Raw genomic sequence first — 26,787 nt, forward strand, 5'->3', positions numbered from 1 at the left:
TTTAGTTACCTCAGTAGATATATTCTCTTTGTTTACTTATCTTAACATAGTTCGGTTTTTTTGCGCCGACCTACTTAGTGTCAAAACCTTTTATGAACAGGCAAGATGCCTGTTCCACAAGAAAATTCAATCTTTGTGGAACAGGCATCTTGCCTGTTCTTTAAATATCAACAGGCAAGATGCCTGTTCCACAAGAAAATTCAATCTTTGTGGAACAGGCATCTTGCCTGTTCTTTGAAAATGGTCTCATATCTGAGTTTAATGCTTCTTGTCAAAAAACGCCGTCAGAGCGTTCCATGCAGACTTAGCGGTTTCTGTCAAGCGAATGTTGAGCGACTCAATTTGCCTCACAATAACGTGCCAATTCTTTTCAGCTTCCGTGTGAATGTGGTCAACAGCTTGTTCGATGCGATCGCGTTCGATCAATTTATTTTGTTCCACCGCTTCTCGCGCTTGTCGCACTGCTTTCAAATAAGCTTCGCGACTGACTTCGCCGGCATCTTGCACCTGCGCTTGCGCCCGCGTTTTAATCGCATCTACCACCAGCCAATTTTTCTCAGTTTCTTTTTTAATCAGCTTGACTGCTTCTGTGAATCTCTCGTGGGCGAGATCCTTATTTTCTTCGATCGCCCCCGATGCCTTATTGACAGCTTTTAAATAAGCTTCGCGGGTGAGTTCGCCCGCTGCTTGCACTTCGGCGGTGGCGCGTTTTTTAATTGCTTCAAACAGCGCCGCAGTTTCTGCGATCGCCTCATCAGTCGCGTCGGGCATCTCTTTTTTGACGAGCTCCGTCGTTTCGAGAGTTGCCTCTAAAATTGGTTCCTCGGTTACTTTTGGATCTGTCATATCAATCTTCTCCTCTGTTAGTAAACATTTTCAAAAAATCTCACAGTCCCTGGATGCAGACTTTGTAGGTGTAGCGCCAGAACGAATTGTGGTTTTTTATACAGACTTTGTACGTGTAGCGCCAGAAGGAATTCTGGCATTTAATAAGAACTAGGCAATTCTTTTCCAGCTTGATCAACTTTTGTATCCGCGTTTACCTAGTTGGAATGACCTCAGTTCTATTACATTATATCTACCAAAGTTACTCTCGTGTGTAGGATACCACCAACTTGGAGGTACGGTTTAGCGCACTTAAATTTGTAATAAGTCTCTATACTTAAAAAAACACACACCAATCAACTTGGTTTCTCAACCCAATAAAACTGGCAAATTTAATAGTTTCAATTTTCCAATTGCAAATTTTCGCTCTCCTCCGTATATAACAAGTGGTGACATCTTTGAGCGTGCAGTAAAGATTGAGGAAATTCGTACTGAGATAAGAGGATATCTTCGAGCGCAACTTTCATTTGATTGGCACAGATATGTGGCGGCACTTTGCCCATTCCCGTACCCATGCCGGGAATAGCGATAGTTTCAATGATATGTTTGACTGGCGTTCCATCTGGGACTGAGCCAAATTTTACGAGAGTCAAAATAGCGCGGGTTGCTAGATAAACATTTACTGTTTCTCTTAAAACTGTGGGGACACGCATAATTGGTGCAGCTATTAAATAGGGGATTTCAGCATGATCGGTGTCTACAAGTTCTGCCATTCCTACTAAGAGTTCGCCGTGATGTCGCGCCTGAATTAGTTTTTGCAAGCGTTCAAGAACCTGCCCTCCAAAATATTCCGAAATTTCTAAATCTAAGCCGTCGTCCATGAAACCAAAACTATTCCCCGGACTCACAATAGCATCGCATTTCACATCAAATATTGAACCGTGATGTATCTTTACATTTTCCATACTGCCGCAAGTGCTTTCCCACGCTCTAACTAAACTATCGTCTAAGGCAGCCAGCACAATTTGCATAAATACTCTCTCTTAATTTTAATGGCGAACAGCCAGAGCGATCGCCAATTTAATCCTACAATACTTTACATAAATTCGCTGATTTTTCAATTCATCTCAATTTCAACTAGCAAATGTTCAATAGCTACGACATTTTTTGATTGCACACACCGTTATCCTAATACATAGAGAGCTTTTAACGGGGTTGCCACCCTCTGAGGTTTAGGTGTGATGAGCTATACTGCATCGTGTTTTCCGGCTGAGGGGGGTAAAGTCAACAAGCTGTTTCCCTATCTTGTTTTCAGTTTACTCTTTCTCGGTTGAACTCACGTTTAATAAATAATGCTTATGGCGCTCCGATATCACTGTTCTCAAAAGAACGGTTGAGGATTGAAACAGCGTTTGGTGCGTTTATGCTCGTACATGAGTTTGTCAGCCTTAGCCAGCAATTGTTCTAATAAAACTTCATTATTTAAATCCCCAAACTGCACACCAAGACTTATTGATATATAAGCTCGCTCGGACTGTTGATTAAAGCGATCTATATTTTCTTGCAGCCGAGCATGAAAATTAGTAGATGAATCACCCGAAAAGTTAGGAATAAATAAAGCAAATTCATCTCCTCCCAGTCGAGCCACAATATCCGCCTCACGAAACGTTTGCTTCAATATTTGAGCTGCGTCAACGATTACTCTGTCTCCCATTTCGTGTCCTAAAGTGTCGTTAATTTTTTTCAAACCATCTAAGTCAGCGAACAAAACAAAATAGGATGTTTGCGTGCGCCTCGCAATTTTTAGTTGTTGCTCTGCTAGTAAAAAAAAGCCTCGTCGGTTATATAATCCAGTTAATTCATCGGTCACGGATAGCTGCCTTACTTCTGCTTCTGCCCTCAGACGTTCTTGGATTTCATGTTCTAAACGTTGATTTTGTTCGACCAGTTGTTGGCGTTGCTGTTGGATGAGTAATTGATTTTTTACTCTCATGAGCACTTCCTGCTCTTGAAATGGTTTGGTAATATAGTCTACGCCACCCAGCTCAAAGGCTCGTACCTTGTTTTCCAGTCGTTCGAGCGCACTGATAAAAATAACTGGTATCTGAGCACTCGCTTCCGATGCTTTTAACTTTTGGCAGACTTCGTACCCATTCATCTCCGGCATATTGATGTCAAGTAAAATTAGACTCGGTGGGTCGCGATGAATACCTTGGAGTGCCATCCTGCCGTTGAGGGCTTTACGCACAATATAGCCCTGTGACTCTAAAATTTTGGCTAACAAGCGCAGATTGTCTGGGGTATCATCCACGATGAGAATATTCCTTTCGGTCGCAAGTTTGAATAGAGTTGTCATGGGCTTGTTCCTAAATCTGGGTGAGAGTTGCGATCGTTTCAAGCTGAAAGTTATCGACCAAAGATGTCATCGCCGCGATGAAATCTTGTTTCTCCTTGGGAATTTGAGCGATCAATTCATAAAGCTTATTATCACTAAGATCGAGTGCTGCTTCATGAACTTCTGCAATCCACTTGGTTGGCATGGTTTTCAAGTCTGGAGTCAATATTTTTGGTGGCGAACCTGATGAGTCTGGCTGAAGTTTTTCGGCGTAGCAGTAGCGGACGCCCAAGTGATGAGCTATTTTGTCGAAAAGTGTGTCTTCAGTAAACGGCTTGGCAATGTAGTCATCGCAACCGACTTGCAGGCTGGCGATACGATCGTCCTCAAAAGCATAGGCAGTCAGGGCAATGATGCGTGTCATTGGTCTATTCTCCTGTGACATTTGCCCTGAGTTATCTGCTGATGACTCATGACTAATGACTAATGACTGTTGTGATCGAATCTGTCTCGTCGCTTCATAACCATCCATGACAGGCATTTGAATGTCCATCAAAATCAGGTCAGGGTTCCATGTTTGCCAACGATTGATCGCCTCTACCCCATTTTCCACCGCACACACATCAAACCCAAATGACTCCAGCAGTGTCATCAGCAGTTGCCGATTTTCTGGAACGTCTTCTACTACTAGAATTCGGTAGATAGGTTGCCCAGGTGCGAGCCCGATAATCCGATCGCTCGTTTCAGGTTTCTCTAAATCAAGGGACTCTGGTAGTTCTAAAACAACTTGGCAGGTAAAAGTCGAGCCTCGATTCAGGGTGCTTCGCACGGTGATATCGCCTCCCATCAGACGCGCAAACTCACGACTGATAGACAGTCCTAAACCTGTTCCTCGATCGTTGCGACCGCGATTGGTTTGCATGAAAGCGTCAAAAATCGATTCTAAATCTGAGGGAGAAATGCCAGATCCGGTATCCTCAACTTCGAGACACAGGGTAATAGTTGGTTTAATATCAGGTGGATTAGTGGCGCGATCGCAAATTGTACCGGATGGCATATCATCTGATGAAAAAGCTCGTCCGCGCAGGGCTATGCTTCCTGTTGTTGTAAATTTGATAGCATTCCCCAGCAGATTAATCAAGATTTGGCGAAGTTTTGCTTGATCCCCACAGACATAACGGGGAACAGTAGCATCCCACTCGCTGCTCAGATGTAACCCTTTCTCAGGCGCTTTGATGCTGAACATCTCGTTAATAGAACCCAGCAGTCGATGCAGATTAAAACAGCTTCGACTCAGTACCAATTGCCCTGCTTCAATCCTAGACATTTGCAAAACATCGTCGATCAATGTCAGCAGGTGTTCTCCACTACGGGTAATGATCCCTAAATGCTCTTGAAATTCTTCTGGGATATAGGGGCTGCGGTTCATAAGCTGGGTAAATCCCAGAATGGCGTTGAGTGGCGTTCTGAGTTCGTGGCTCATGTTCGCAAGGAACTGGCTTTTGGCACGGTTGGCTATTGCTGCCTTTTGTGCAGCGTGTTCTAGGGCAGCTTGCGAAAATTCTAACACCGCCAGCATGAGGATATGCCTCATTTCGGCGGCAGCTTCTAACTCTGCAATCTGCCAAGGATAAGACATCTCCCGCACTGTCTCTTGCCACAGTTCAAAGGATTTGCGGGGACACAGGTGCATTTTTCCAATTTCGTCGATCGACACAGCATCTTGTGGATTACCTGCCCAGTTTATGGTTTGAATTTGTTCGGGTCGGAACCAAAGAATATGGTATGACTTTTGTTTGGCATAGCATAGGAAGATTGAGATTGCTAAAACACCGCTAGCTCGATCTTTGAATTGCTGGGCTTGGGGATACAACTGAGACAACGAAGCTGTTGCAAACACTCGTTCTTTATTCTGTTCCAGCAACCACTGCACGAGTTCGTCTACCTCAGCTTCCGATGGTGTTTGACCCACCAATGTCAAACGACCATCGAGCAGAATTGCAGCTCCCTGAGCATGAACTAAATCTAGCAATTGAGAAGCATTTTCGCTCAATACCTGTTCGATAAAATTAGAATCTCGCCGGAATGCCTGCTGAAGTTGATCCTGAATCGTTTTCGCCTGCGATCGGTAAACGTTCAATTCTCGATCTTGCTGATGCACCAGTTCGATCGAGGCAAATTGTCCTAAAAATTCACAGGTTTTGCGAGTTTCGTAATCTACCAATCGCGGGCTGTAATGGTGACAGGCAATTAATCCCCAGAGACGCCGATCGTCAATTAACGAAATCGTCAGTGTCCCAGCCACTCCCATATTCTGCAAATATTCAATGTGGTAGGGAGATACTCCCCTTAACACACAAGCACTTAGATCCTGGGGTGTATCGCTTACGGGATGGTTGGTAGGAATTAGGCGGACCGGAGTGTAATTGATATTGGGAATTTGGCGTATCCAATTGCGGTAAAACAATTTGCGGGCGGGTACGGGAATATCGATCGCCGGGTAATGCAATCCCAGGTAGCTTTCTAGATAGCTTTCTTTCTCTTCAGCAATCACCATCCCATGGTCATCGGCTTCAAAGCGATAAATCATCACGCGATCGAACCCGGTCATGGCTTTTACTTCTTTAGCAATGGTTTGAGCTAAATCCGAAATATCGATCGCACTGCGAAAGTTGAGGATAACTGTTTGCAGACGCTGATAAAAATCTATTGAATGATTATTTTCAATAGTCAATTGGGGTTCGATCTCCAGAATTAACTCATCTGGTAGTTGATGCAGTGTGCTTCTAAATGTTTGAATCTTCCCGTCTTTTAGAGGTATTTTTAGATCGAAAGTATTATGAATGTTGAGTTCTTCTTGATTTAGATGCCTGACAATTTCCTGTACTTGCTCGTGACCCAATAAATCTGGCAATGGCTGACCTAGCAATTCTAGGGCAGAAATGCCAAAAAACTGTTCTACATTTTCGCTAGCTTGTAAAATATTGAGGCTGTTTCCTTGCATCAATAAAACGATTCCGTGGGGCTGAATATGACCAGGAGCATACACGGATTCTTCACTGCATTCCTCTAAGCTTGTTAAATTTAAAGGAGTGATTTGGGAAAATTTAGTAATTTTATGAGGCATTTTAGAGCAGTAATGTTAAATAAAAATCAAGGAGGCTTTGGTCAAGAATTACCAATAACTAGATTGTATTCTTGTTGGCTGTTCCTAATTCCCTAGTCCTAATCAAACGTTTAACTGCACAACAGCTTATAAATCCAATGGAGGAATTCCACTTGGGAAATTACCTCGAATTAGATTAATGATTTTCTCAAATTGATACTGGTTGGCGAGTTCCGTCAGATGAGTACCGAATTGAGTGAGTTCTGAGGAAAGTTGAGCTACCAGTTCAACGATCGCAACATCATCCCCACATAAAGCAGCATCTTCCAACTCAACCACCCATACTTTTGGTAATGTCGCCAGAAGCATTGGATCGAGGGAATCTGACACGGAAGAGGCAACAGAACAGAAATAAGAAGGAAAACAATCTGTTCCCCGTTCCCCTTTTTCTGTTTCCTCTTCCTGATATACATACTCTAAGCCTAGGTATTCCGCCATCTTAAGAAATAGGGTCTGTTCCCGGAACGGCTTGCTGATGTAGTCGTTGCAGCCAGCAGCCAAGGCGAGGGCGCGATCGCTCTGGGAAGCCTGGGCCGTAAGTGCAATAATGATACTGTTCGGTCCGTCTTCCATTGCCCGAATTTGCTTCGTAGCCTCGTATCCATCTAACACGGGCATCCGAATGTCCATCCAGGTTAGGTCTGGTTGCCATTGTTGCCAAATCTGCACAGCTTGCTGTCCGTTGGTAGCTTCTTTTACCTCTAATCCTAATTGTGTCAGTAATCTGACCATTAGCAAGCGATTTTCTGCTTGATCATCAACCACCAAAATGCGATGATCCCCTTGACAGGGAGCCAGCCCAATCACGAGGCGATTATTCTCTTCGGGTGTAACATTAACTCCACTGATCGGGCTGACGGGAAGGGTAAAGGTGAAGGTACTCCCCTCTCCCAGAGTGCTGCTAACAGAAATTTTTCCGCCCATGAGTTCCAACAATTTGCGACTAATGGTGAGACCTAGCCCCGTACCGCCGATCGATTGCTTCCCAGCTTGGGCTTGCACAAACGCATCGAAGATAGTATCGAGTTCAACCGATGCAATCCCTACACCTGTGTCAGCGATTACAAACTGGAGAATCGGCCGAGTTGTGGTTAATGCCCCTGTACCGTTCGCCTCTATACTGACTTGCAAAGTAATGCTTCCCCGATCGGTAAATTTGATGGCATTACTCAGCAGATTGAGCAAAACCTGACGCAGTTTTTGAGCATCGACAAGCATAAATTGGGGAACTTCTGGCGCAATCTCGAAACAAAGGTCAAGTCCTTTAGAACTTGCTCGTTCCGCCAACATATTTCGGAGGGAATGCAGCAGCGCAATTAAGTCTAATCCGCTGTCTTCAACTGTGCAGTGTCCCGATTCAATTTTCGAGAGATCCAACACATCGTTAATCAAACTCAAGAGGTGATCTCCACTCCGTCGAATTGTTTGCAGATCTTGTTTTTGGTTGGGAGTTAGGGAGGAGTCATGGGCCATCACCTGAGCAAATCCTAGAATTACGTTGAGAGGAGTGCGTAATTCGTGGCTCATATTGGCTAGGAAGGTACTTTTTGCCAAGTTCGCTGCTTCTGCTGCTTCCATTGCGTGCTGCAGTGCCAGTTCTTTACGTTTGCGATCGCTGATGTCTTTGTGCGTTCCAATCATCCGTAAAGGCTTACCATGTTCATCGTAGGCAACGACTTTCCCGTAGTTAGCGATCCACTTCCACTCGCCTGACTGGCAACGCACACGATAGTCAAAGGCATATTTGAGAGAGCTATCTTGCAAGTTACGATTGAGAGCGTCAAAAACCCACAATGTATCATCAGGATGAATCATCTGTTCCCACACGTTCACATCCATCACCAACTCACCGGGCTTGTAGCCCAGCATCTCCTGGTAGTAGGAATTAATGTAAACTTCTCCAGTTTCAATTTTCCAATCCCATAGTCCATCTCCAGAGGCTTCTAGTGCCAGCATTAAGCGTTCCTCACTGCGTTGTAAAGCGGTTTCCACTTGATGTTGTCGTGTCACATCGATCGCCACACCACCTACTAGCATTTGCCCAGATAAGTCGGGGATGAGAAATTTGTAAACCAGAAACTCACCCAGGGTTCTATCTCGACGGGACGCAATCTCAATCGTTTCAATTAGCTCGTTGGTGTGAGCAACGGTTTGGATATTGTCTAGAAATTGTTGGGCGATGGCGGCGGGGTAAAGTTCAAAAAGGGACTTTCCAATTACATTGTCAGTGGGTAGATCGAAGGTATTGAGATAAGTCTGGCTGGCATAAAGCATTACACCATTTTCATCGGTAATCCAGGCAGAGGCAGGGCTGTGATTCATGAAGGCTTGGAAGCGAGTTTCACTCTCTCGGAGTGCCTGTTCTGCTTGTTGGCGTTCCGCTTCGTTGCGTTTGCGATCGCTAATATCTCGACAGATACAGAAGTTCATCATCTCATCTTGTAATTCCACCCGGTTCCAGCTAATTTCTACGTCATATACAGAACCATCCTGGCGGCGATGTCGCGTTTCAAACAGCGGAATAACCTCCTCTCTCTGGAGCATAAGTTGTAGTTCTTCCCTCGTCCATTCAGCATCCCAATCAAACAGATTCAGATTCAGGGTTTCTTCTAGGGTGTAGCCCAGCATTTGAGCAAAACTGGGACTAGCTTGGACAACTTTTCCGACGGAATCCATGACAACAACACCGTCCAGGGAAGTGTTGAAGAAGGTTTTACTCCGCAAGAGTTCCTGTTCTAGTGCAAGTTCGGCTTTTTTGCGATCGCTAATATCTTTCATGAAGCAGTAATGCCCCATAAATTGGTGCTGTTCGTCGTAAGTTGAAATCATCACTAATTGGTTATAAAAAACCGAACCGTCTTTACGAATCCCTCTCGTTTCAACTTCAACTCTGCCCTCTTGCACCATCAGACAATAGGCTGCAACCAGTTTTTTCAACTCATCGGGGTGTACGGTTTTTTCCCAGGACATCCCGATCATTTCTTCTGGCTGATAGCCTGTCATGTCAGCATAAGCTTTATTCACATATAGGTAGTGTCCTTGTACATCCAGTTTGGAAATGCCGGACACCGCATTTTGCATTACCTCACTCATTTCTCTACGCTCTGCTTCTGCGTGTTTGCGATCGGTGATGTCTTCTGAAAAACAAAGTAGGTACTGGGGCTGATGCTGTTCGTCGTAAATGGGAATCTTCACCGTATGCAGCCAACATTTTCCCAGACTATGACTGTCAATGATTTCTTCAGCAATATCCTCGGTCTTACCTTTTTCAAAAGCTTCTCTATCCTTTTGATCAAAAAAGATAGCCTGTTCTCTTGGGAAAAAATCATAGCCACTTTTGCCGATCGCGTTTTCGGCTGAGATGCCAAATAACCGTTCGCTGGTTTTATTCCAAAACTGGAATACGCCAAATCGTTTAGGCTCTGCGTCCTTAACAAAAATTGCGAGCGGTAGATGATCCAGCAGTGCTTGTAAGAAATTGCGAGTTTTCTGGATTTCCAGCTCTACTTTTTTGCGCTTGCTAATATCAATAAACGTAACTACAGCTTGTAGGATTTTACCGTTTTGATCGAACTCTGGGTAGGCATTAACTAATACCCAAGCACAACCATCAATTTCTTTTTTGATTCCTAAAACATAATTTTTGAGGGAACTTCCACTGGATAAAACCTGATTTACCGGATATTCCTCTAGGGGCATCACGCTGCCATCTTCCCGCACAAAATGCCAGGCCGGAGATATCGCAGTTTTTCCCAGCATTTGATCCATTGAAAGCCCTAGTAATTCACCAGCTCTTTCATTACATAATTGAATGCTGGTATCTGTCGCATGAATCACAAAACCTGCATTTAAGTTATCGATTAATTGCCGATACCTGGCTTCGCTGACCTGTAAAGCAACTTCAGCTTGCTTGCGCTCGGTAATGTCGGTGTGAGAGCCAGCCATCCGAATTACGTTACCTGCATCATCCCAAAATGCCTGACCGCGATCCAAAATCCATTTGTAGGAACCATCTTTGCAGCGAACGCGATGTTCTGTGATATAAAAAGGAGTTTTCTTGGCAAAATGGTCTTGAACGGCTTGCATCACCCATCCCAAATCATCGGGATGTACCAGATTAGCCCATTCGTCTACAATGTTTTGGATTTCATGGTCTTCATAGCCCAGCATTTCCTTCCAGCGACTAGACAAGAAGACCTCGTTGGTTTGAACATTCCAATCCCAAATGCCGTCATTATTCCCGCGTACAGACAGTTCCCAGCGTTCTTCACTTTCACGTAGTGCTGCTTCTGCTTGTTTGCGGTCAGCAATATTCCGGGCAATCTTTGAGGCTCCAATTATATTCCCTACTTGGTCTTTAATGGGAGAGACACTCATCGAGACATCGATTAATGTTCCATCTTTCCTCAGCCTCTTTGTATCGTAGTGTTCGATGCGTTCTCCTCGCTGGATTTTGGTGAGAATTTCGTTTTCCTCATCTCGATAGTCTGCGGGAATCAGTTTTCTCCCTGATTGCCCTACTATTTCTGCCGCTGTATAGCCAAAAATTGTTTCGGCTCCTACATTCCAACTTGTAACTACACCCTCTAAATCTTTACTAAGAATGGCATCTTCCGAAGATTCAACGATCGCAGCTAGTCGAGCGATCCCAATTTCGGCCCGTTGTCGTTGGTGAATTTCCCACTGCAACTGGCGATTTACTTTTTTGAATTTATCGACTTTGCCATAACTAACTTGTGCGAGATACACGACCAAAATTAGCAGCAACACTAAAATTAAGCCACCAATTAACACAACTGTTGGCAAATAAAAATCTTCCTTTTCTACTAAATATAATAAGTTTGGATAAATATCTACTCGCCACTCGGCACTATAGGCTCTTATTACAACTGTTTTATGCAGTGAATAATGAGATGAAAGCTCTTGACCGTAGATCAATTGTGTGCCATCATATATAGCCACCTTGTACCCAGGAAGCACTTTTAAAATACTGTCAAATAGAGTTTTAAACTTAAAAACTCCGACAATAAACCCATCAAACCGCTCCCCTACAAATACCGGAAAACTTGCTAGAAATCCTTGACCCCCTTGAATGAGGGAAACATTGCGAGTTAATATAGGTTGACGCAAATCACGAGCCACTTGCAAAGTGATTTTGCGACACAGTTCCCGATTAAGATCTAGGTTTTGCGCTGCCTCATTCCCAGCCAGTGGCACAATCGATCGCACTTTAAATGATGGATCGACTAATGCGATCGCCTGATAACCGTAGAAATCCTTTACATAAGCCTCAGCATCGGCTTCCCAAAGAGCATTTGGTGTACCGCCATTGGCTTCCCAGCGATTCGCCATTTGTCGAAGTGTCAGCATCCGAATTGATAATTCTTCGGTCAGTTTTGACTGAATCGCATTGGCTTCCTGCTGAATTAACTGCTCAATGTGAATTTGTCCGTTGATGGTTAGCTGTTGCCACGTAAATAAAACACCAAGAGAGGCCACCACACCAAGCAAAAGAGGTAGCAATCGTTTAAGTGGTGTTTGGCATAAAGTTATAATTCCCTTGAGTCGAGGTATCATCATAAATCAAGCGATAAATGAATAGATGTGTATTCCCTTTCTTGGGCTAGAGTGGGGTAATTTAATGAGGCAATAAAAAAAGTTTCGAGCGTGAAAACCAGTTAGGCATAAGACAATATCTAAACTTTATACCTCCTCCAGTGAGCTATTAGATTTCACCGGCAAAGAATGTTGTTCATTAAGCCCTAGCCCTTTAACTAGATTTAGAGAGGGCGATGAGCAACATCTGTTCAGATTGTAAATAGGTGTTGTTTGCCAACATTGGCGACAAAACCAGTAGATTTGATGCTGGCGAACGTGACGGAGCATTTGATTCGAGCAGCAGGGGCAGTATGTCATAAAGACCTATTTTTTAACTAAGGGGTATTTCACTCTTGTTGCAAAGTGCTGTAAGCTCGCTTGAAGCAACGATAACAAGACTCTAGAGAAAAAAAATAAAGATTTGGTAAAGAATATAAAAGGGTTAAGGAAAAGATACAAGTTTAAACATTCCGTAACAAAATTAAAAGCGAAAAGAATTTTTATCCCACAATACGCACCTTGTAATGTCACATCTTTTGTGTGATAATTCTACACTATTCCGATGGAGCTTTTGAGACCCATTCCTACATAAAATCATTTTCCTGTTCCCTGTTCCTTGATTTGATATGAGAGTCTAAATCTTAGCCCTACGCCTTTGTATGAAGGTATCGCGGGCAGGCAGTCTGGTCTAGAAGATGCGGTATCAGGAGCAATCGATACCTTCGCTACCGACGGAAGGCTCTTAGTAGGAGAAGCGCTGAAATAGGGTTTAACTCCAAGCCAATATTCAGTTATACCGGAGAAGCCTTTAACCTGCATTTCTTACGGCATAATCTTGCCAGCAAGCGACACTGAATGGAAAGAAACAGTCAATAATTATATTCGCAATCAAAGTTCGACGAACCTGTCGTAAAAAGTGATCGGGCGAAATTCTCCTTTCCTAACGATGAGTGTCGCCGATCAAGATAAATGTATTTGAACCCAACAAATCGGGCAAGATACTGGGCGCGCACCAGAAGAATAGGGGTCAGGTGTGGATATTGTCAGGGCAAGTCCGATCGCTGCAACCAGTGGCGTCAATAGGCTCTAAACTGGATTCAGGAAGGCGCGCAGCACAGGTTTAGGAGGGTCATCAGTGACAGAAAAAAGTTATCAATCGTCTTCTCTACCCACCTACGCGCGAAAAGAACTGCGGGAATTAGTTCGATCGCAGTTAAGGGCCCTGTTGGAAGAAGGAGACTTTAAAGGGGCAAAAGCGATTTTGCACCCGGTGCAGGAAGCAGACATAGCTGAAGCTATCGAAGGCCTGCCAGAAACCATGCAAGTAATAGCTTTCCGCTTGCTTTCCAAAGACGAAGCAATCGCAGTCTACGAATATCTCGACTCCAGCGTTCAGCAGTCCCTCTGCGAAAAATTCAAACGCCAAGAAGTCATTGACATTGTAGACAAAATGTCCCCGGACGATCGAGCTAAACTCTTTGACGAACTGCCGGCAATATTAGTCCGTCGCCTGTTGGGTGAATTAAGCCCGACGGAACGAGAAGCCACGGCCCAACTTTTGGGCTACGAAGCCAGTACCGCCGGTCGGATCATGACCCCGGAATATATTTCTCTCAAAGAAAGCTTTACCGTCGCCCAAGCTTTAGACAGAATTCGCTCTTTGGCTAAAACTACCGAAACAATTTATTCTCTTTACGTCACCGACGCCGGACGCAGCTTGACCGGTATTTTATCCCTGCGGGATTTAGTCACTTCGCCCCTCGACAAAACTGTAGGCGAAATTATGACCCGCGACGTAGTTTCTGTTCAAACAGGAACGGATCAAGAAGAAGTAGCTAGGCTGATCCAGCGTTACGATTTTTTAGCTGTGCCCGTTGTAGACCGCGAACAGCGGCTGGTCGGGATCATTACAGTTGACGACGCGATCGACATCTTAGAACAAGAAGCCGCCAAAGATATTTATACCTTGGGCGGTGTCCAGTCCGGCGGCGACAATTATTTTCAGACCGATTTAATCACCGTTGCGCGCAAAAGGGTCGTGTGGCTGTTTGTTCTGCTTTTAACGAATACTGTCACCGGCGCAATTATTCGAGCTCAAGAAGATATTTTGCACCAAGTAGTCGCCCTAGCAGCCTTTATTCCCCTCCTGACTGGCACTGGAGGCAATGTCGGAGCTCAGTCCTCAACTGTTGTAATTCGCGGTTTGAACACTGATGAAATTACAGCAATGGGCCCGTTTCAAGTAATTGTTCGCGAGGGGATGGCGGGAGCGCTGCTAGGAGCTATATTGGGGACTGTAGCGACGGTCTGGGCTTACACTCTGCAAGGAAGTTTAGCAGTGGCAGTCGCGGTGGGAGTGAGTTTGTTTGCGATCGCAATTTTAGCTTCTATTGCCGGTTCAGCTCTGCCGTTTCTATTTCGTTCTTTGGGTTTAGACCCCGCTTTAATGTCTGCTCCTTTTATTACCACCGCAGTTGATGTCCTTGGGGTCTTGATTTATTTCACTTTAGCTCGACTAATTTTGCAGATTTAATATATTTAATTAGATGGCTGTGAATAAAAAACTTAATCTGTTTTTCACCACTGCTAAATTCGGGGTTTACGTGCGATTACATACCGGATATCTGCCGTCGCGCGTACTTTATTTTTATCCGCATACTTGCACCAGTTGAAAAAAAGAATGCAACTATAGGCACTCGATCCAAACTCCGAGCCTCATCAGTCATTCCCCCTCTAAAATCTAAAATCTAAAATCTAAAATGGTATTAGCCTATGTCATCATCCAATTCACCCACCCAAATCCAAAATCCCAAGTCGAGCAATTTGTTAGAAACTGCTGAACTGGTTTTTCTTGCTGCCTCTGCTGTGGGATTGGCTGCTAGTTTGGTTTGGGGGCAAAGCGTTTATGCTCAAGTGCCTGTAGTGATTTCGTTGGTGTTGAATTTTGTGAACCGGCAGAAGTTGCACGGGCAAGTTAAAGCAAGTACGGCGGCCACGTTCGATCGCGTAAATCAACAAGCAGCTACTACCGATCGCGCGATCGAGCAATTGCAACTTGCTGTAAATGCTTTAGACGAAGCTGTTGCTCAAACATCTCGCGAGAATCTCAATGTTGGGGCGGGAGAAAACGTACACTCTCTAATTTCAGCAATTGAGAACCTGCGCCAGCGACTAATAATTTTAGAAAAAACTATTAAAATGATTCAAAGCGAGATCGAAATCACCAGCCGCCAATTCAAACAGCGACCGGAGTTGCAACAAGTCGAAACTTTGACAACAATAATTCTGGACTTGCAGCAGTTTATCAACGAACTGCCGCAGTGGGGCAGTTTGCAGCAGCGGCAGCTAACAGAACTTCAGCAAAAAGTAGACAATGCTTTGGCTCAGCTATCTGAAGAAATTGCTGTAATTCCCAACCGCGTGCAAGAGGCGCTAGCTAGTCGCGGTGGCGAAATTAACCCACAGTTTGGTTCTGGTTTGAATGCCGAGCAAAAGAATGGTTATCGACCTAAAACCCAGAATGAGAAAATTCGCCAGAAATATCCCAGAGCTTATGTCAAGTGGAGTCAGGATGAAGACGAAAATTTGAAGAAAGAATATGCTAGCGGTCAACAAATTGACGAATTAGCTCAGAAATTTCAGCGACAGCCTAGTGCCATTCGTTCGCGATTACAAAAATTAGGATTAATCGAATAATGGTAATTGGTAATTGGTAATTTGTAACCACAGAAAACAGACAACAGTCAACAGTCAACAGTCAACAGTCAACTGACAAATAACAAAGCGATCGCCCTTTTTTTCAAAAGAGCGATCGCTTTGTGTCTGTATTCAGTACCGGCTGCCAACAGCGCGCCACTAACATTACATCTCAAGGCTTTTTAGCCTTGGTCTACCTCATTTTAGAAATCTTGGGGTAACAAAGAACTTAAACGCTCCAACAAAGGATCGGAATTCCGAGGAGGAGCAACCTCAGCATCAGGCACTACATTATCGTCCGCCACAGACTCAGACTCAATCGGGCCAGGCTCTACTACTTTTGAAACTGGGGCAAAAGAAATTTGAGCAAACTTACTGTTAACACTTCCCTGCAACTGATCCAACTGCGCGCTGAGTTGATTCAGGTGATGTTCCAGTCCCTCCAAACGGCTTAATTCCTCTGCCGAAACATTGTGTTCAAACTCAGCAAATTTGACCACAAGTTCAGCAATGCGCTGTTCCAACCGCTGAAAGCTCTGTGTAGAGCTAGCAGACTCAGATACAGACAAAAACTGCCACAAAGCTTGCTTGCAGAGATTGCTGAAAGTCTGATACTTCGTGAAAGCCAACTCTTTTTCAATAGCGGCCAGCAAAGTTTGATCCGCAGCATCTTCCGTAAACGCCACCGAGAAATTCGCCTTATTTTTTGCCCACAGTGCCATAGGGTTCAAGCCTTAATGCGTTACTTTATCGTGGCTAGCTGAGCCTCAGCATAAATAAACTGTCCCAAAGCATTAGCTTTCCGGGAAGGCTGAGCCAAGTGAGCCTTAAGATTGGCGTCTTTAAGCAAAGGTTGCAAAACCTCCCAGAAAAACTCGCCGCCCCCGCCAGTCAGAACCACATCCGTCACACGTTCCGGCAGCCACTGCACCAAACGTTCGGACAGTTCGTTAGCGAAAGCCTCCCGCAAATCCTTAATAATCGGATCTAAATTAGTCGGCTTAGTCGCTCCTCTGGGACGGTAAAAACGCTGGCCCTCGGGTTTATTCACCGCTTCCAGTAAAGACAGAGATTGAGGGTCTGCTCCCGGAATCTTTGAGGCAACTTGTTCGTAGAACTTGTTCATTGCGAAAGAATCGCTCTTAGAAGCCGCCCGGGCGAACCGGAAACGATCGACCATTAACAAATCGGTAGTTTGGTGTCCGATATCAACAACCGCCACCGACAGTTCGGGCAACTCCGGCGTAAACTCCTTGTTATCTTGAGCCTCGCACCAAATCAGGCTGCCGAACCCTTCGGGCATCACCCAAACGTGACTGATATTAATATCCACACGCTCGCCCCGGTACACCACAACGTGGGGAGAGCGCAGTTGGCTGATAATCTCTTCCTTTTCCTTCTCAAACTGATCCTGGGAATAAAACGGTAAACCCAGCACAACTGCTATGTCGCCCTTCATCTGGAAATATCCAGCACAGGAAAAGACCTTAACCAAAGCATCTACTACTTTCGACTGATCTGCGCCACCGAGATTAGCGCCAAAATCTGCCGCCAGTTGACCGATAGCGTAGCCCTTGCCCTGGTACTCCAGCCACATATCCAACAGAGGGTCTGTTGCTTTGGACTCAAAGCTGCCACCCCGCACCTTTTCCACGGGCATAGTAGCCACGTTGGCAGGGATGAAAACAACGCTACTCGGGTTGCGACTCACGCAAGCTTTAGTTGCCGTCCGACCCAAATCTGCACTAATAATCGATTTGTTAGAAGCGACTTTAGTCTGCTGGGTCAGCATAGCCGAATTAGGAACAAGCTGTCTAGTTGTCATTGAAATGTGTTACCTCACTGAGCCTCACCATTATCATGCCTTATCCCTTGACACTGCCACGCTTAAAGACAGTGGGTTTTGCGGCGATTCTTCTAACTCTACCTAGATCGGTATCGAAATCAGCACCAAACATTATATTCGGGACGATCGCCCTTACCCTAACTAACCTAACTTTTTCTGGAGCGATCGTCCTCGAAGCTCTGTTGCCTGAGAGTGCATTGTTAAGTTAAATTTAGTTAAGATTCTGAGTGTAAACTTTTGTCGCACTTCTCCGACACCGCGATCTTACCCGATCTGTCCCAAATTCAAGGCATCCGCATTTATGAAAATTTCTTGGCGAACTATACTACTTTGGACTTTACCCGCCTTAGTCATCGGCTTTTTCTTGTGGCAGGGGGCCTTTGCCCCATCCCCGGCAGAAATGAGCAAGAACACCGCCAGCACCCGCCTGAGCTACGGTCGATTCTTAGATTACTTGAACGCCGGTCGGGTGACCAGCGTTGACCTTTACGACGGAGGTCGGACGGCTATTGTCCTAGCAGTCGATCCCGAACTGGACAATCACGAGCAGCGGTGGCGGGTAGATTTGCCCTCAAATGCCCCGGAACTGGTTTCTAGGCTCAGAGACTCCAAAATCAGCTTCGACACTCACCCACTACGCAACGACGGTGCTGTCTGGGGACTTTTAGGCAATTTAGTATTTCCCCTCTTGTTAGTAGGAGGCCTGTTTTTCCTCTTCCGCCGCGGTGGCAACGTTCCCGGCGGCCCGGGCCAAGCCATGAATTTTGGCAAATCCAAAGCTCGCTTTCAAATGGAAGCTAAAACAGGCGTACTGTTCGACGACGTAGCAGGCGTTGAGGAAGCCAAAGAAGAACTACAAGAAGTAGTGACATTCCTCAAAAAACCCGAACGCTTCACCGCAGTCGGGGCAAAGATTCCCAAAGGCGTGCTGCTAGTGGGCCCTCCCGGAACCGGTAAAACCTTGCTGGCAAAAGCGATCGCAGGCGAAGCCGGCGTGCCTTTCTTCAGCATTTCCGGTTCGGAATTTGTCGAAATGTTCGTCGGTGTCGGCGCTTCCCGCGTCCGCGACTTGTTCAAGAAAGCTAAAGAAAATGCTCCTTGCATCATCTTCATCGATGAAATCGATGCAGTCGGCCGCCAGCGCGGCGCCGGTATCGGTGGCGGTAACGACGAACGGGAACAAACCCTGAACCAGTTGCTGACGGAAATGGACGGTTTTGAGGGCAATACTGGCATTATCATCATTGCTGCCACGAACCGCCCCGACGTGCTCGACTCAGCCTTGCTGCGTCCGGGACGTTTTGACCGCCAAGTTACCGTAGATACGCCGGATATTAAAGGTCGCTTGGAAATTTTGGAAGTTCACGCGCGCAACAAGAAGCTGTCTGCGGAAATTTCTTTGGACGCCATCGCCCGTCGCACTCCTGGTTTTACCGGCGCTGATTTGGCTAACTTGCTCAACGAAGCGGCTATTTTAACCGCCCGCCGCCGCAAAGAAGCGATTACGATGCTCGAAGTTGACGATGCAGTCGATCGCGTGGTAGCAGGTATGGAAGGCACTCCTTTGGTGGACAGCAAGAGCAAGCGCTTGATTGCTTACCACGAAATCGGCCACGCGATCGTCGGTACAATTATTCAAGCCCACGATCCCGTTCAAAAAGTTACCTTAGTTCCTCGCGGACAGGCCCGCGGCTTGACTTGGTTCATGCCCAGCGAAGACCAAGGTTTGATTTCAAGATCGCAAATTTTAGCCCGGATTAGCGGTGCTTTGGGTGGCCGCGCAGCCGAAGAAGTAGTTTTCGGAGATGCCGAAGTAACCACCGGTGCCGGCAACGACTTGCAGCAAGTCAGCGGTATGGCACGGCAAATGGTGACTCGCTACGGGATGTCTACCTTGGGCCCGATCGCCCTGGAAGCTCAGCAAAGCGAAATTTTCCTCGGCCGCGACTACACAGCGCGATCGGAATATTCCGAAGAAATAGCCTCTCGGATTGACGGACAAGTTCGATCGATTGTCGATCACTGCTACGACGACGCGCGCCGAATTATTCGCGAAAATCGCACTGTGATCGATCGCTTAGTCGATTTGTTGATCGAAAAAGAAACCATCGACGGCGAAGAGTTGCGCCTAATCGTCTCTGAATACACTTTTGTTCCTGAAAAAGAACAATACGTTCCTCAACTTTAAAAAGAAGAGTGAATATTGAGGGCGAATAGAATTCGCTGCTACACAAACAAAGTCCGCCTGCGCGGACTGAAGAAATTCAACCCGCGCAGGCGGGTTTTGTCTGTGTAGCAGCGGTTTCAAGAGACTGTTGGCGAATCAATAAAGGGCTTCACCTCTCACCCCTAAAAATAGTGGTTCTAGACTAAATTTCAAATTGACCATATAGCCATTAACTACCAATAGTGAACGGAAATACTGCCTCCCAGAGGTGATGGGTAACACCCCCTGCGAATTCGCCAACAGTCTCTTTCAACCGCCGAGTCAAAAGAAACTTCTTCCTCCTGCTATATGATTAAGAGTGCATCGATTTGTTTGATAGTAATTTCAACATTAATTTTTGGCATTAATTTGAGCGCCCGCGCCGAAAAATTAAGATGTTTTGTAGATATTTGCATCGACTCCAGCAGCGTTGAATTAAGCAAATCCGATATTCCCGGTGCTCCCTCTTATCCAGTCAGAACTATTTTAGTAACTCAACAGTTTAGTAACGATAAATTGTTGGCGCAAATGGAAGTTGACTGCCAGCAACGACAGTTGAGAACTGTGAGAGTTAGCCAAGATGGCGAAAATTGGTCGAATTTCTCTCCGAAATGGACTTTAGTCGATGGCCACTCATCTTTGTCTCGGCTGGTTGACTATACTTGTCAATTGGCGATCGCAGAACAAGAGAATAAATAAGTAGACCAAGAAAAAAAACAGAGCACCTATATCTTCAACCCTGCGCTTGCGGGTGCAAGTTTGACAGGGCTTGAAACCGCCGAGTGTTAATATTACAATCAATCTAAAATCTAAAATCTAAAATCTAAAATCGGATGACAAACCCCACCGAATATCGGCAAAGACGCGAACAATTAATGGCAAAAATTGGCAGCGGGACAGCGATATTTCGCAGCGCGCCCGCAGCCGTCATGCACAACGATGTAGAATATGCCTACCGACAAGATAGCGATTTTTTCTATTTAACCGGTTTCAACGAAGCTGCGGCGGTAGCAGTGCTCGCGCCACACCATGAAGAACACAAATTTGTTTTGTTTGTGCAGCCAAAAGACTTGGAAAAAGAAACTTGGCACGGTTATCGCGCCGGAGTAGAAGGCGCTAAGGAATTGTACGGCGCGGATGAAGCTTTCCCGATTAATGAACTTGCCGAAAAACTGCCGAAATATTTAGAAAAGGCCGATCGCATATACTATCACTTCGGGCGCGATCGTAGTTTCGACCAAACAGTCCTCAATCACTGGCAGCGCTTGATGGCAACCTATCCCAAACGTGGCACAGGCCCGACAGCAATCGAAGATTCCAACATTATTTTACACCCGATGCGGCTGGTGAAAAGCGAAACAGAATTAGCATTAATGCGAAAAGCGGCTAATATCTCAGTTGCAGCGCACAACCGCGCCCAAGAATTCGCCAAACCGGGCAGATACGAATATGAAATTCAAGCTGAAATAGAACATACTTTTGGCTTAAATGGCTGCACTCCGGCTTACCCTTCAATTGTTGCATCAGGTTACAATTCCTGCGTCCTCCACTACATCGAAAACAACCGCCAAATGCAGGAAAACGATTTGCTGCTAATAGATGCTGGTTGTGCTTGCGGGTACTACAACGCCGATATTACTCGCACCTTTCCCGTTAGCGGCAAATTTACAGCCGAACAACAGATAATTTATGACTTAGTTTTGCAAGCACAATTGCAGGCAATTAGTCAAGTATATCCCGGAAATCCTTACAGCAAAATTCATGAAACAGCGGTGCGCGTTTTGGTGGAAGGTTTAATGGATTTAAAACTTTTGGTGGGGGACATTGAAGAGATAATTAAAGAAGAGAAATACAAGCCATTTTATATGCACCGCACTGGTCATTGGCTGGGATTGGATGTGCACGATGTCGGCGTTTATCAGTACGGCGAAAATCCGCAAGTTTTGCAGGCAGGACAAGTGCTGACGGTGGAACCGGGGATTTATATTTCTCCTTATATTAAACCCGTTGAAGGACAGCCGGAGGTTCCTGAAAAATGGCGCGGTATTGGCGTGAGAATTGAAGATGATGTTTTGGTGACATTGAAAAGTCATGAAGTCTTGACGGCGGGAGTTCCTAAATAAAGGAAAAGTAGAATGCTTTGGGCAGAAGTCAAGAAAGATTGATTAATTAAGTTAGCAGTGAAGGCTTGAGCTTTGTTAGTATTGGCTTGAAAAAGCTCAAGTCCGCAACTGCCAAACAAAGAGCGCTTATGTGTATTGATCCTACCAAGATCGATCGATCTCTCGAAACCTGCGAAGCATTGGTAGCAGAGCAAAAAGCAAAAATTCTACAACTTGAAGAGCATTTGCAGCAGCAGAGAGAATTGTGCCAGAAATTAGAAGCACAACTCAAAGCAGTCGAGAATCCTGGCATTTCGGGTTCCGTAACTGAATTTGATATCACCGAGGACGATCGCATTCAGTTAATCGCATCTCTGGAAAAAAGCCAGGAAATGTACCGAACTCTCATCAAACATTATCCGAATGGTTCGGTATTTTTGTTTGATCGCGATTTGCGCTATACTCTGGTTGACGGCCAAGGTTTGGCAGTAGTTGGTTTGTCCAAAGAACTGTTGGAAGGCAAAACATTGTGGGAAGTATCGCCACCTGAAGACTTGCCCCTTTTTGAGACTACATATCGCGCTGCTTTGGCAGGAAAAGAGAATACTTTTGAATATAAATACGGCAATCGCGTTTATTCAACAACAATTGCTCCAGTCAAAAACGACCGGGAAGAAATTTTTGCAGGACTGGTTCTTACTCAAGATATTACCGAAAAAAAACAGGCAGAAATAGCGCTGGAAGAAATTACAAATCAGCTCGAAATTCAATATCAAAAGCGCACTGAGGAATTGAAAACAGCCAACGATCAATTGCAGGAAGAAGTTCTCTCTCGCTGGCGCGCCGAAAAATCTCTGCGGGAAAGCCAGGAACAGCTAGAATTGTTTTTCTCTCAATCTTTAGATGGTTTTTTCTTTATGATGCTGGACGAACCAGTGCATTGGGACGATACAGTTGACAAAGAAAAAGTCTTGGATTACATATTTGCTAACGGGCGGGTAACGAAGGCAAACGATGCTTTGATAGCTCAATACGGTGGGACGAGGGAACAGTTTATTGGTCGGACACTTTACTCTTTCTTGTCTCACGACTTGACTGGTGGCAGAGAGATAATAAGGCAATTTTTTGAGGCTGGCAGAATCCACATCGAAAATGAGAATCGCACGTTTGACGGAGTTCCAGTTTGGATAGAAGGCGACTATATTTGCATTTACGATTCCCACGGCAGAATTGTGGGCTATTTTGGCGTGCAGCGCGATATTAGCGATCGCAAAAAAGCAGAAGCAACCCTCAGAGATAGCGAAGAACGCTTTCGGGCAACCGTCGAACAAGCGGCAGTCGGCATTACCCACCCTGACCAAACAGGCCGCTATTTGCGAGTCAATCAAAAATTCTGCGAGATAGTGGGATATACTGCGAGCGAACTGCTGTCGCGAACTTGGATGGACGTTACTTACCCAGAAGATATAGATTTAGATTTAGAACAAAACAATAAATTATTCGCCGGAGAAATTGACAGTTTTAAAATGGAAAAACGGTTGCTGCACAAAGATGGCAATGTAGTTTGGGTAAATATTAGTGTATCGCTCATCAAAGAACCGCTGAGCGGGGCAATTTACAATGTAGTAGTGACAGAAGATATTAGCGATCGCAAAGCAACCGAAGCAGCGCTGAAAGAAAGCGAAGAAAGGTTCCGACAGTTAGCAGAACACATTGAAAGTGTGTTTTGGATGGTAAACGTTCAACCCCAGAAAATTATTTATATCAGTCCGGCTTACGAAAAGATTTGGGGCAGAAGCTGTGCTGATTTATATGCTTACGGGCGCTTTTTTGCAGATTCGCTCCATCCAGAAGATCGCGCTCGCGTTATTGCTAATTTAACTAGACAAATTGATTCTGAAGACGAGATAGAATATCGAATTGTCAGGCCAGACGGCCAAATACACTGGATTCGAGATCGGGCTTTTCCGATTAGAAATCAATCTGGTAAAGTTTACCGGATCGTGGGCATTGCAGTAGATATTACCGCACGCAAACAGGCTGAAAAAACTATCCGTGAAAGTGAAGAACGCTTCCGCCAGTTAGCAGAAAATATCCAAGATTCCGTCTGGCTAATGTCTGCGGAATTCACCGATTTATTGTATCTGAGTCCAGCTTACGAACAAATCTGGGGGCGCAGTCGCGAAGAATTGTATGCTGATCCATTAAAAATGATGGAGTGGGTGCATCCAGAAGATAAACTCCTCTTGGAAGAGGCAATGGGGCGAGTGTTGCACGGCGAGTCCACCAATACCGAATATCGGATTTTTCTGCCAGACGGCACAATTCGCTGGGTGTGCGATCGAGCTTTTCCCATTTACGACGAATCGGGCAACATTTACCGCATCGCGGGTATTGGCGAAGATATTAGCGATCGCAAATTTACCGAGGCCCGCATCCAAGCAACACTCCGCGAAAAAGAAGTATTGCTCAAAGAAATTCACCACCGAGTCAAAAATAATATGCAGGTAATTTCCAGCCTGCTGCAACTTCAAGCTCAATATATTGAAGACGAAGCAACGCTAACTTTATTTGAAGAAAGCCAGACTCGCATCCATTCAATGGCTTTGATTCATGAGCAATTGTATCAATCCGAAAATCTCGATCAGATCGCCCTGTCCCCCTATGTCGAAAATTTGGTTGCTAATTTGTATCAATCTTTTGGTTGTGGCAACACTTCCATCCAATTTAACCTCAAAGTTGACCCCATTTATTTAAACATAGAAACAGCTATTCCGTGTGGCTTAATTATTAACGAACTGGTTTCCAACTCTTTAAAATACGCATTTGGCTCTAATTTAGATGGTGAAATTTCTATTAAATTTAATGAAACAAGTAGTCACCAATTTCATTTAACTATTCAAGATAATGGTCGCGGATTTCCGGCTAATTTTGACGTGGAAAATACTGAAACATTAGGATTGCGATTAGTGAGAATGTTGGCTTACCAATTAGAGGCGAGTATTGACATTGACAGTCAGCGTGGAACCTGCTACACTCTGATTTTCCAAGAGTTAAATTATCGGCAGCGTATTTAACGAAAAATGAACCCTATACAAATTTTGGTCGTAGAAGACGAAGTTATTGTAGCGCAAGACATAGCAGGTCGATTGAAAAAACTGGGATATTCAGTCACAGCTACAGTTTCTTCAGGAGAAGAAGCAATTCAAAAAGCGATAGAAAACCCGCCCGATTTAGTCTTGATGGATATCGTGCTTAAAGGGGACATGGACGGGGTAACAGCAGCCGATAAAATCCGAACTAATAGAAATGTACCCACAATATTTTTAACCGCTTATGCCGACGATCAAACACTGCAAAGAGCGAAACTTACAGATCCGTTCGGTTATATTATCAAACCATTTCAACAAAATGATTTGCGGGTGGCGATCGAGATTGCCCTGCACAGACACGAAATGGAAACCAAGATGCGAGAATCTCTCAAAGCCGCGGAAGCAGTCAGAGAGTCGGTGGAAGAAAAATCGTACCGCCAAAACCAGTATATTTCCATGGCGGCTCACGAATTGCGGAATCCCCTCAACGCGATTTTAATTTCTGCGGAACTTCTCGATCTCGATCGCACTCGCAGCAGTGACGAATCCCAAGTTAGAACCCTGCGGCTGGTGCACTCAGCTACCCAAAAGATGAACCAGCTAATCGACGATATGCTGTTCATGGGCAGGGCAGAATCAGGCCAACTCAAATGCAATCCATTTCCGATAAATTTAATCGAATTTTGTCAAAACTTGCTCGATCAATTGCAGTTAGGAAATGAAGCCAAGCACAAACTAACATTAATCCCGTCAGATGTTACCAGCGCAATGTTAGATCAACAATTGCTGCACGGCATTATTTCTAACTTAATCGTCAATGCCATCAAATATTCTCCCAACGGCGGGCAAGTCACCTTGGAATTGGAATGCCGTCCAGCAAGCGAAGGAGACAAAGAAGCTATTTTCGGCTTATCTCCTCAGTGTTTTTTTGCCACTTCCCAATTTACAAATATTAGCTCTCCCTTACTAATTATCCGTATCCGAGACGAAGGTATGGGCATCCCAGAAACGGAAGTAGGGAAAATATTTGAAATGTTTTACCGCTGCAAGAATACTGGAAAGATTAAAGGTAACGGTTTGGGATTAACAATTGTTAAAAAAGCGGTGGAATTGCAAGGAGGCGCGATCGCCTGCGAAAGCAAAATGGGCGTGGGTACAACCTTCACAGTCGCGCTTCCTTACGTAGCACTTTCCTGTAGGACTCAAAGAGAAAGAACTTAAATACCCCTACAAACACTAATCAAAGTGTTGCAAAATCCACTCAACCGCCACCGCTAAATTTGCTGCAATAAAATCAGGTTTAGTATGGTGCTGATACTCCCCACTCAACACGCTTTCTCCGTAACCAGTCTGCACCAAAATACCAGTACAGCCTGCATTGTGAGCCATATCAACATCAGTCGCTTTATCCCCCACCATAAAACTATTTCGCAAATCTAAATCCTGTTCCCAAGCAGCGGCTACCAACATCCCTGTATTCGGTTTTCGCCACGTTGTATACCGCGTAAATTCTGGGTTGGTTCCGCCTTCGGCTGCGCTTAAATAAGGACAGTAATAAAGAGCATCTAACTGTGCTCCTGCTTCATTTTCTAATAACTGACATAGGCGTTTGTGCAAAGCTTCTACGTGGCTAACCGGATAATAGCCTCTCGCCGGGCCCGATTGATTGGAAACCAAACAGCAAAATATTTGTTTGTCATTTAAACGGCGTACAGCTTGGGCTACTCCGGGGATTAAATGCAAATCTTCTACTTGGTGAATGTAACCCGCTTCGATATTGAGAACGCCATCTCTGTCAAGAAATACTGCTCGTTTCATTGTTGTATTGTTTTTGATATAACTCTGCGATTGAAAGAGACTGTTGGCGAATCAATAAAGGGCTTCACCTCTCACCCCTAAAAATAGTGGTTCTAGACTAAAT

Annotated in this window: 16 protein-coding genes; 8 read left to right on the forward strand and 8 right to left on the reverse strand. The window is 45.0% G+C overall.

What is annotated here, in order from left to right; all coding sequences use genetic code 11:
• Positions 1 to 258 precede the first annotated feature (258 nt).
• The 5 genes from QUA03_RS22640 to QUA03_RS22660 all read right to left on the reverse strand — a co-directional run bounded on the left by QUA03_RS22640 (position 259) and on the right by QUA03_RS22660 (position 11,906).
• Positions 259 to 846, reverse strand: coding sequence for a hypothetical protein (locus tag QUA03_RS22640; RefSeq protein WP_333215153.1), 588 nt, complete (start codon positions 844 to 846; stop codon positions 259 to 261).
• Between the two features lie 380 nt (positions 847 to 1,226).
• Positions 1,227 to 1,856 (reverse strand): macro domain-containing protein, encoded by a 630-nt coding sequence (locus tag QUA03_RS22645; RefSeq protein WP_333215155.1) that lies wholly within the window; start codon positions 1,854 to 1,856, stop codon positions 1,227 to 1,229.
• A gap of 350 nt (positions 1,857 to 2,206) precedes the next feature.
• Positions 2,207 to 3,181: a diguanylate cyclase gene (locus tag QUA03_RS22650; RefSeq protein ID WP_333215157.1), complete on the reverse strand. Its 975-nt coding sequence runs from the start codon at positions 3,179 to 3,181 to the stop codon at positions 2,207 to 2,209.
• Between the two features lie 10 nt (positions 3,182 to 3,191).
• Complete coding sequence (locus QUA03_RS22655) at positions 3,192 to 6,287, reverse strand: response regulator (RefSeq protein WP_333215159.1); 3,096 nt, start codon at positions 6,285 to 6,287, stop codon at positions 3,192 to 3,194.
• A 126-nt stretch (positions 6,288 to 6,413) separates the two neighbouring features.
• Positions 6,414 to 11,906 (reverse strand): PAS domain S-box protein, encoded by a 5,493-nt coding sequence (locus tag QUA03_RS22660; RefSeq protein WP_333215161.1) that lies wholly within the window; start codon positions 11,904 to 11,906, stop codon positions 6,414 to 6,416.
• Positions 11,907 to 13,059: 1,153 nt separating this feature from the next.
• On the opposite strand from QUA03_RS22660, the gene mgtE reads away from it, so the two are divergent.
• The gene (gene mgtE / locus QUA03_RS22665) at positions 13,060 to 14,457 is read left to right on the forward strand and encodes a magnesium transporter (RefSeq protein ID WP_333215163.1); all 1,398 of its coding nucleotides are present in this window, start codon (positions 13,060 to 13,062) and stop codon (positions 14,455 to 14,457) included.
• Positions 14,458 to 14,696: 239 nt separating this feature from the next.
• The gene (locus QUA03_RS22670; RefSeq protein WP_333215165.1) at positions 14,697 to 15,620 is read left to right on the forward strand and encodes a hypothetical protein; all 924 of its coding nucleotides are present in this window, start codon (positions 14,697 to 14,699) and stop codon (positions 15,618 to 15,620) included.
• Between the two features lie 203 nt (positions 15,621 to 15,823).
• Here the strand turns inward: QUA03_RS22670 and QUA03_RS22675 are convergent, their stop codons facing one another.
• Together QUA03_RS22675 and QUA03_RS22680 are read right to left on the reverse strand one after the other, a co-directional pair.
• A complete protein-coding gene (locus QUA03_RS22675) occupies positions 15,824 to 16,342 on the reverse strand; it encodes a hypothetical protein (RefSeq protein ID WP_333215167.1) in 519 nt (172 codons plus the stop codon).
• Positions 16,343 to 16,362: 20 nt separating this feature from the next.
• Entirely contained in the window at positions 16,363 to 17,445 is a 1,083-nt protein-coding gene (locus QUA03_RS22680) for a ParM/StbA family protein (RefSeq protein ID WP_333048413.1), read from the reverse strand.
• Between the two features lie 35 nt (positions 17,446 to 17,480).
• Here QUA03_RS22680 and QUA03_RS22685 point away from each other — a divergent pair, with 35 nt between their 5' ends.
• The 6 genes from QUA03_RS22685 (at position 17,481) to QUA03_RS22710 (ending at position 26,087) form a co-directional block, all read left to right on the forward strand.
• Complete coding sequence (locus QUA03_RS22685; protein ID WP_333215169.1) at positions 17,481 to 17,675, forward strand: hypothetical protein; 195 nt, start codon at positions 17,481 to 17,483, stop codon at positions 17,673 to 17,675.
• 92 nt (positions 17,676 to 17,767) lie between these two features.
• Positions 17,768 to 19,654: an ATP-dependent zinc metalloprotease FtsH2 gene (ftsH2, locus tag QUA03_RS22690; RefSeq protein ID WP_333078184.1), complete on the forward strand. Its 1,887-nt coding sequence runs from the start codon at positions 17,768 to 17,770 to the stop codon at positions 19,652 to 19,654.
• A 327-nt stretch (positions 19,655 to 19,981) separates the two neighbouring features.
• Positions 19,982 to 20,371, forward strand: a complete 390-nt coding sequence (locus QUA03_RS22695; RefSeq protein WP_333215171.1) for a hypothetical protein — start codon at positions 19,982 to 19,984, stop codon at positions 20,369 to 20,371.
• Positions 20,372 to 20,505: 134 nt separating this feature from the next.
• Positions 20,506 to 21,795, forward strand: a complete 1,290-nt coding sequence (locus tag QUA03_RS22700) for an aminopeptidase P N-terminal domain-containing protein (RefSeq protein WP_333215173.1) — start codon at positions 20,506 to 20,508, stop codon at positions 21,793 to 21,795.
• A 128-nt stretch (positions 21,796 to 21,923) separates the two neighbouring features.
• Complete coding sequence (locus QUA03_RS22705; protein ID WP_333215175.1) at positions 21,924 to 24,851, forward strand: PAS domain S-box protein; 2,928 nt, start codon at positions 21,924 to 21,926, stop codon at positions 24,849 to 24,851.
• 6 nt (positions 24,852 to 24,857) lie between these two features.
• The gene (locus QUA03_RS22710; protein WP_333215177.1) at positions 24,858 to 26,087 is read left to right on the forward strand and encodes an ATP-binding protein; all 1,230 of its coding nucleotides are present in this window, start codon (positions 24,858 to 24,860) and stop codon (positions 26,085 to 26,087) included.
• A gap of 15 nt (positions 26,088 to 26,102) precedes the next feature.
• Here the strand turns inward: QUA03_RS22710 and QUA03_RS22715 are convergent, their stop codons facing one another.
• A complete protein-coding gene (locus QUA03_RS22715; protein WP_333215179.1) occupies positions 26,103 to 26,684 on the reverse strand; it encodes an HAD family hydrolase in 582 nt (193 codons plus the stop codon).
• Positions 26,685 to 26,787 lie beyond the last annotated feature (103 nt).

This window comes from Microcoleus sp. S36b_A4 (genome assembly GCF_036700645.1).
In the GTDB taxonomy this organism is placed as follows: domain Bacteria; phylum Cyanobacteriota; class Cyanobacteriia; order Cyanobacteriales; family Microcoleaceae; genus Microcoleus.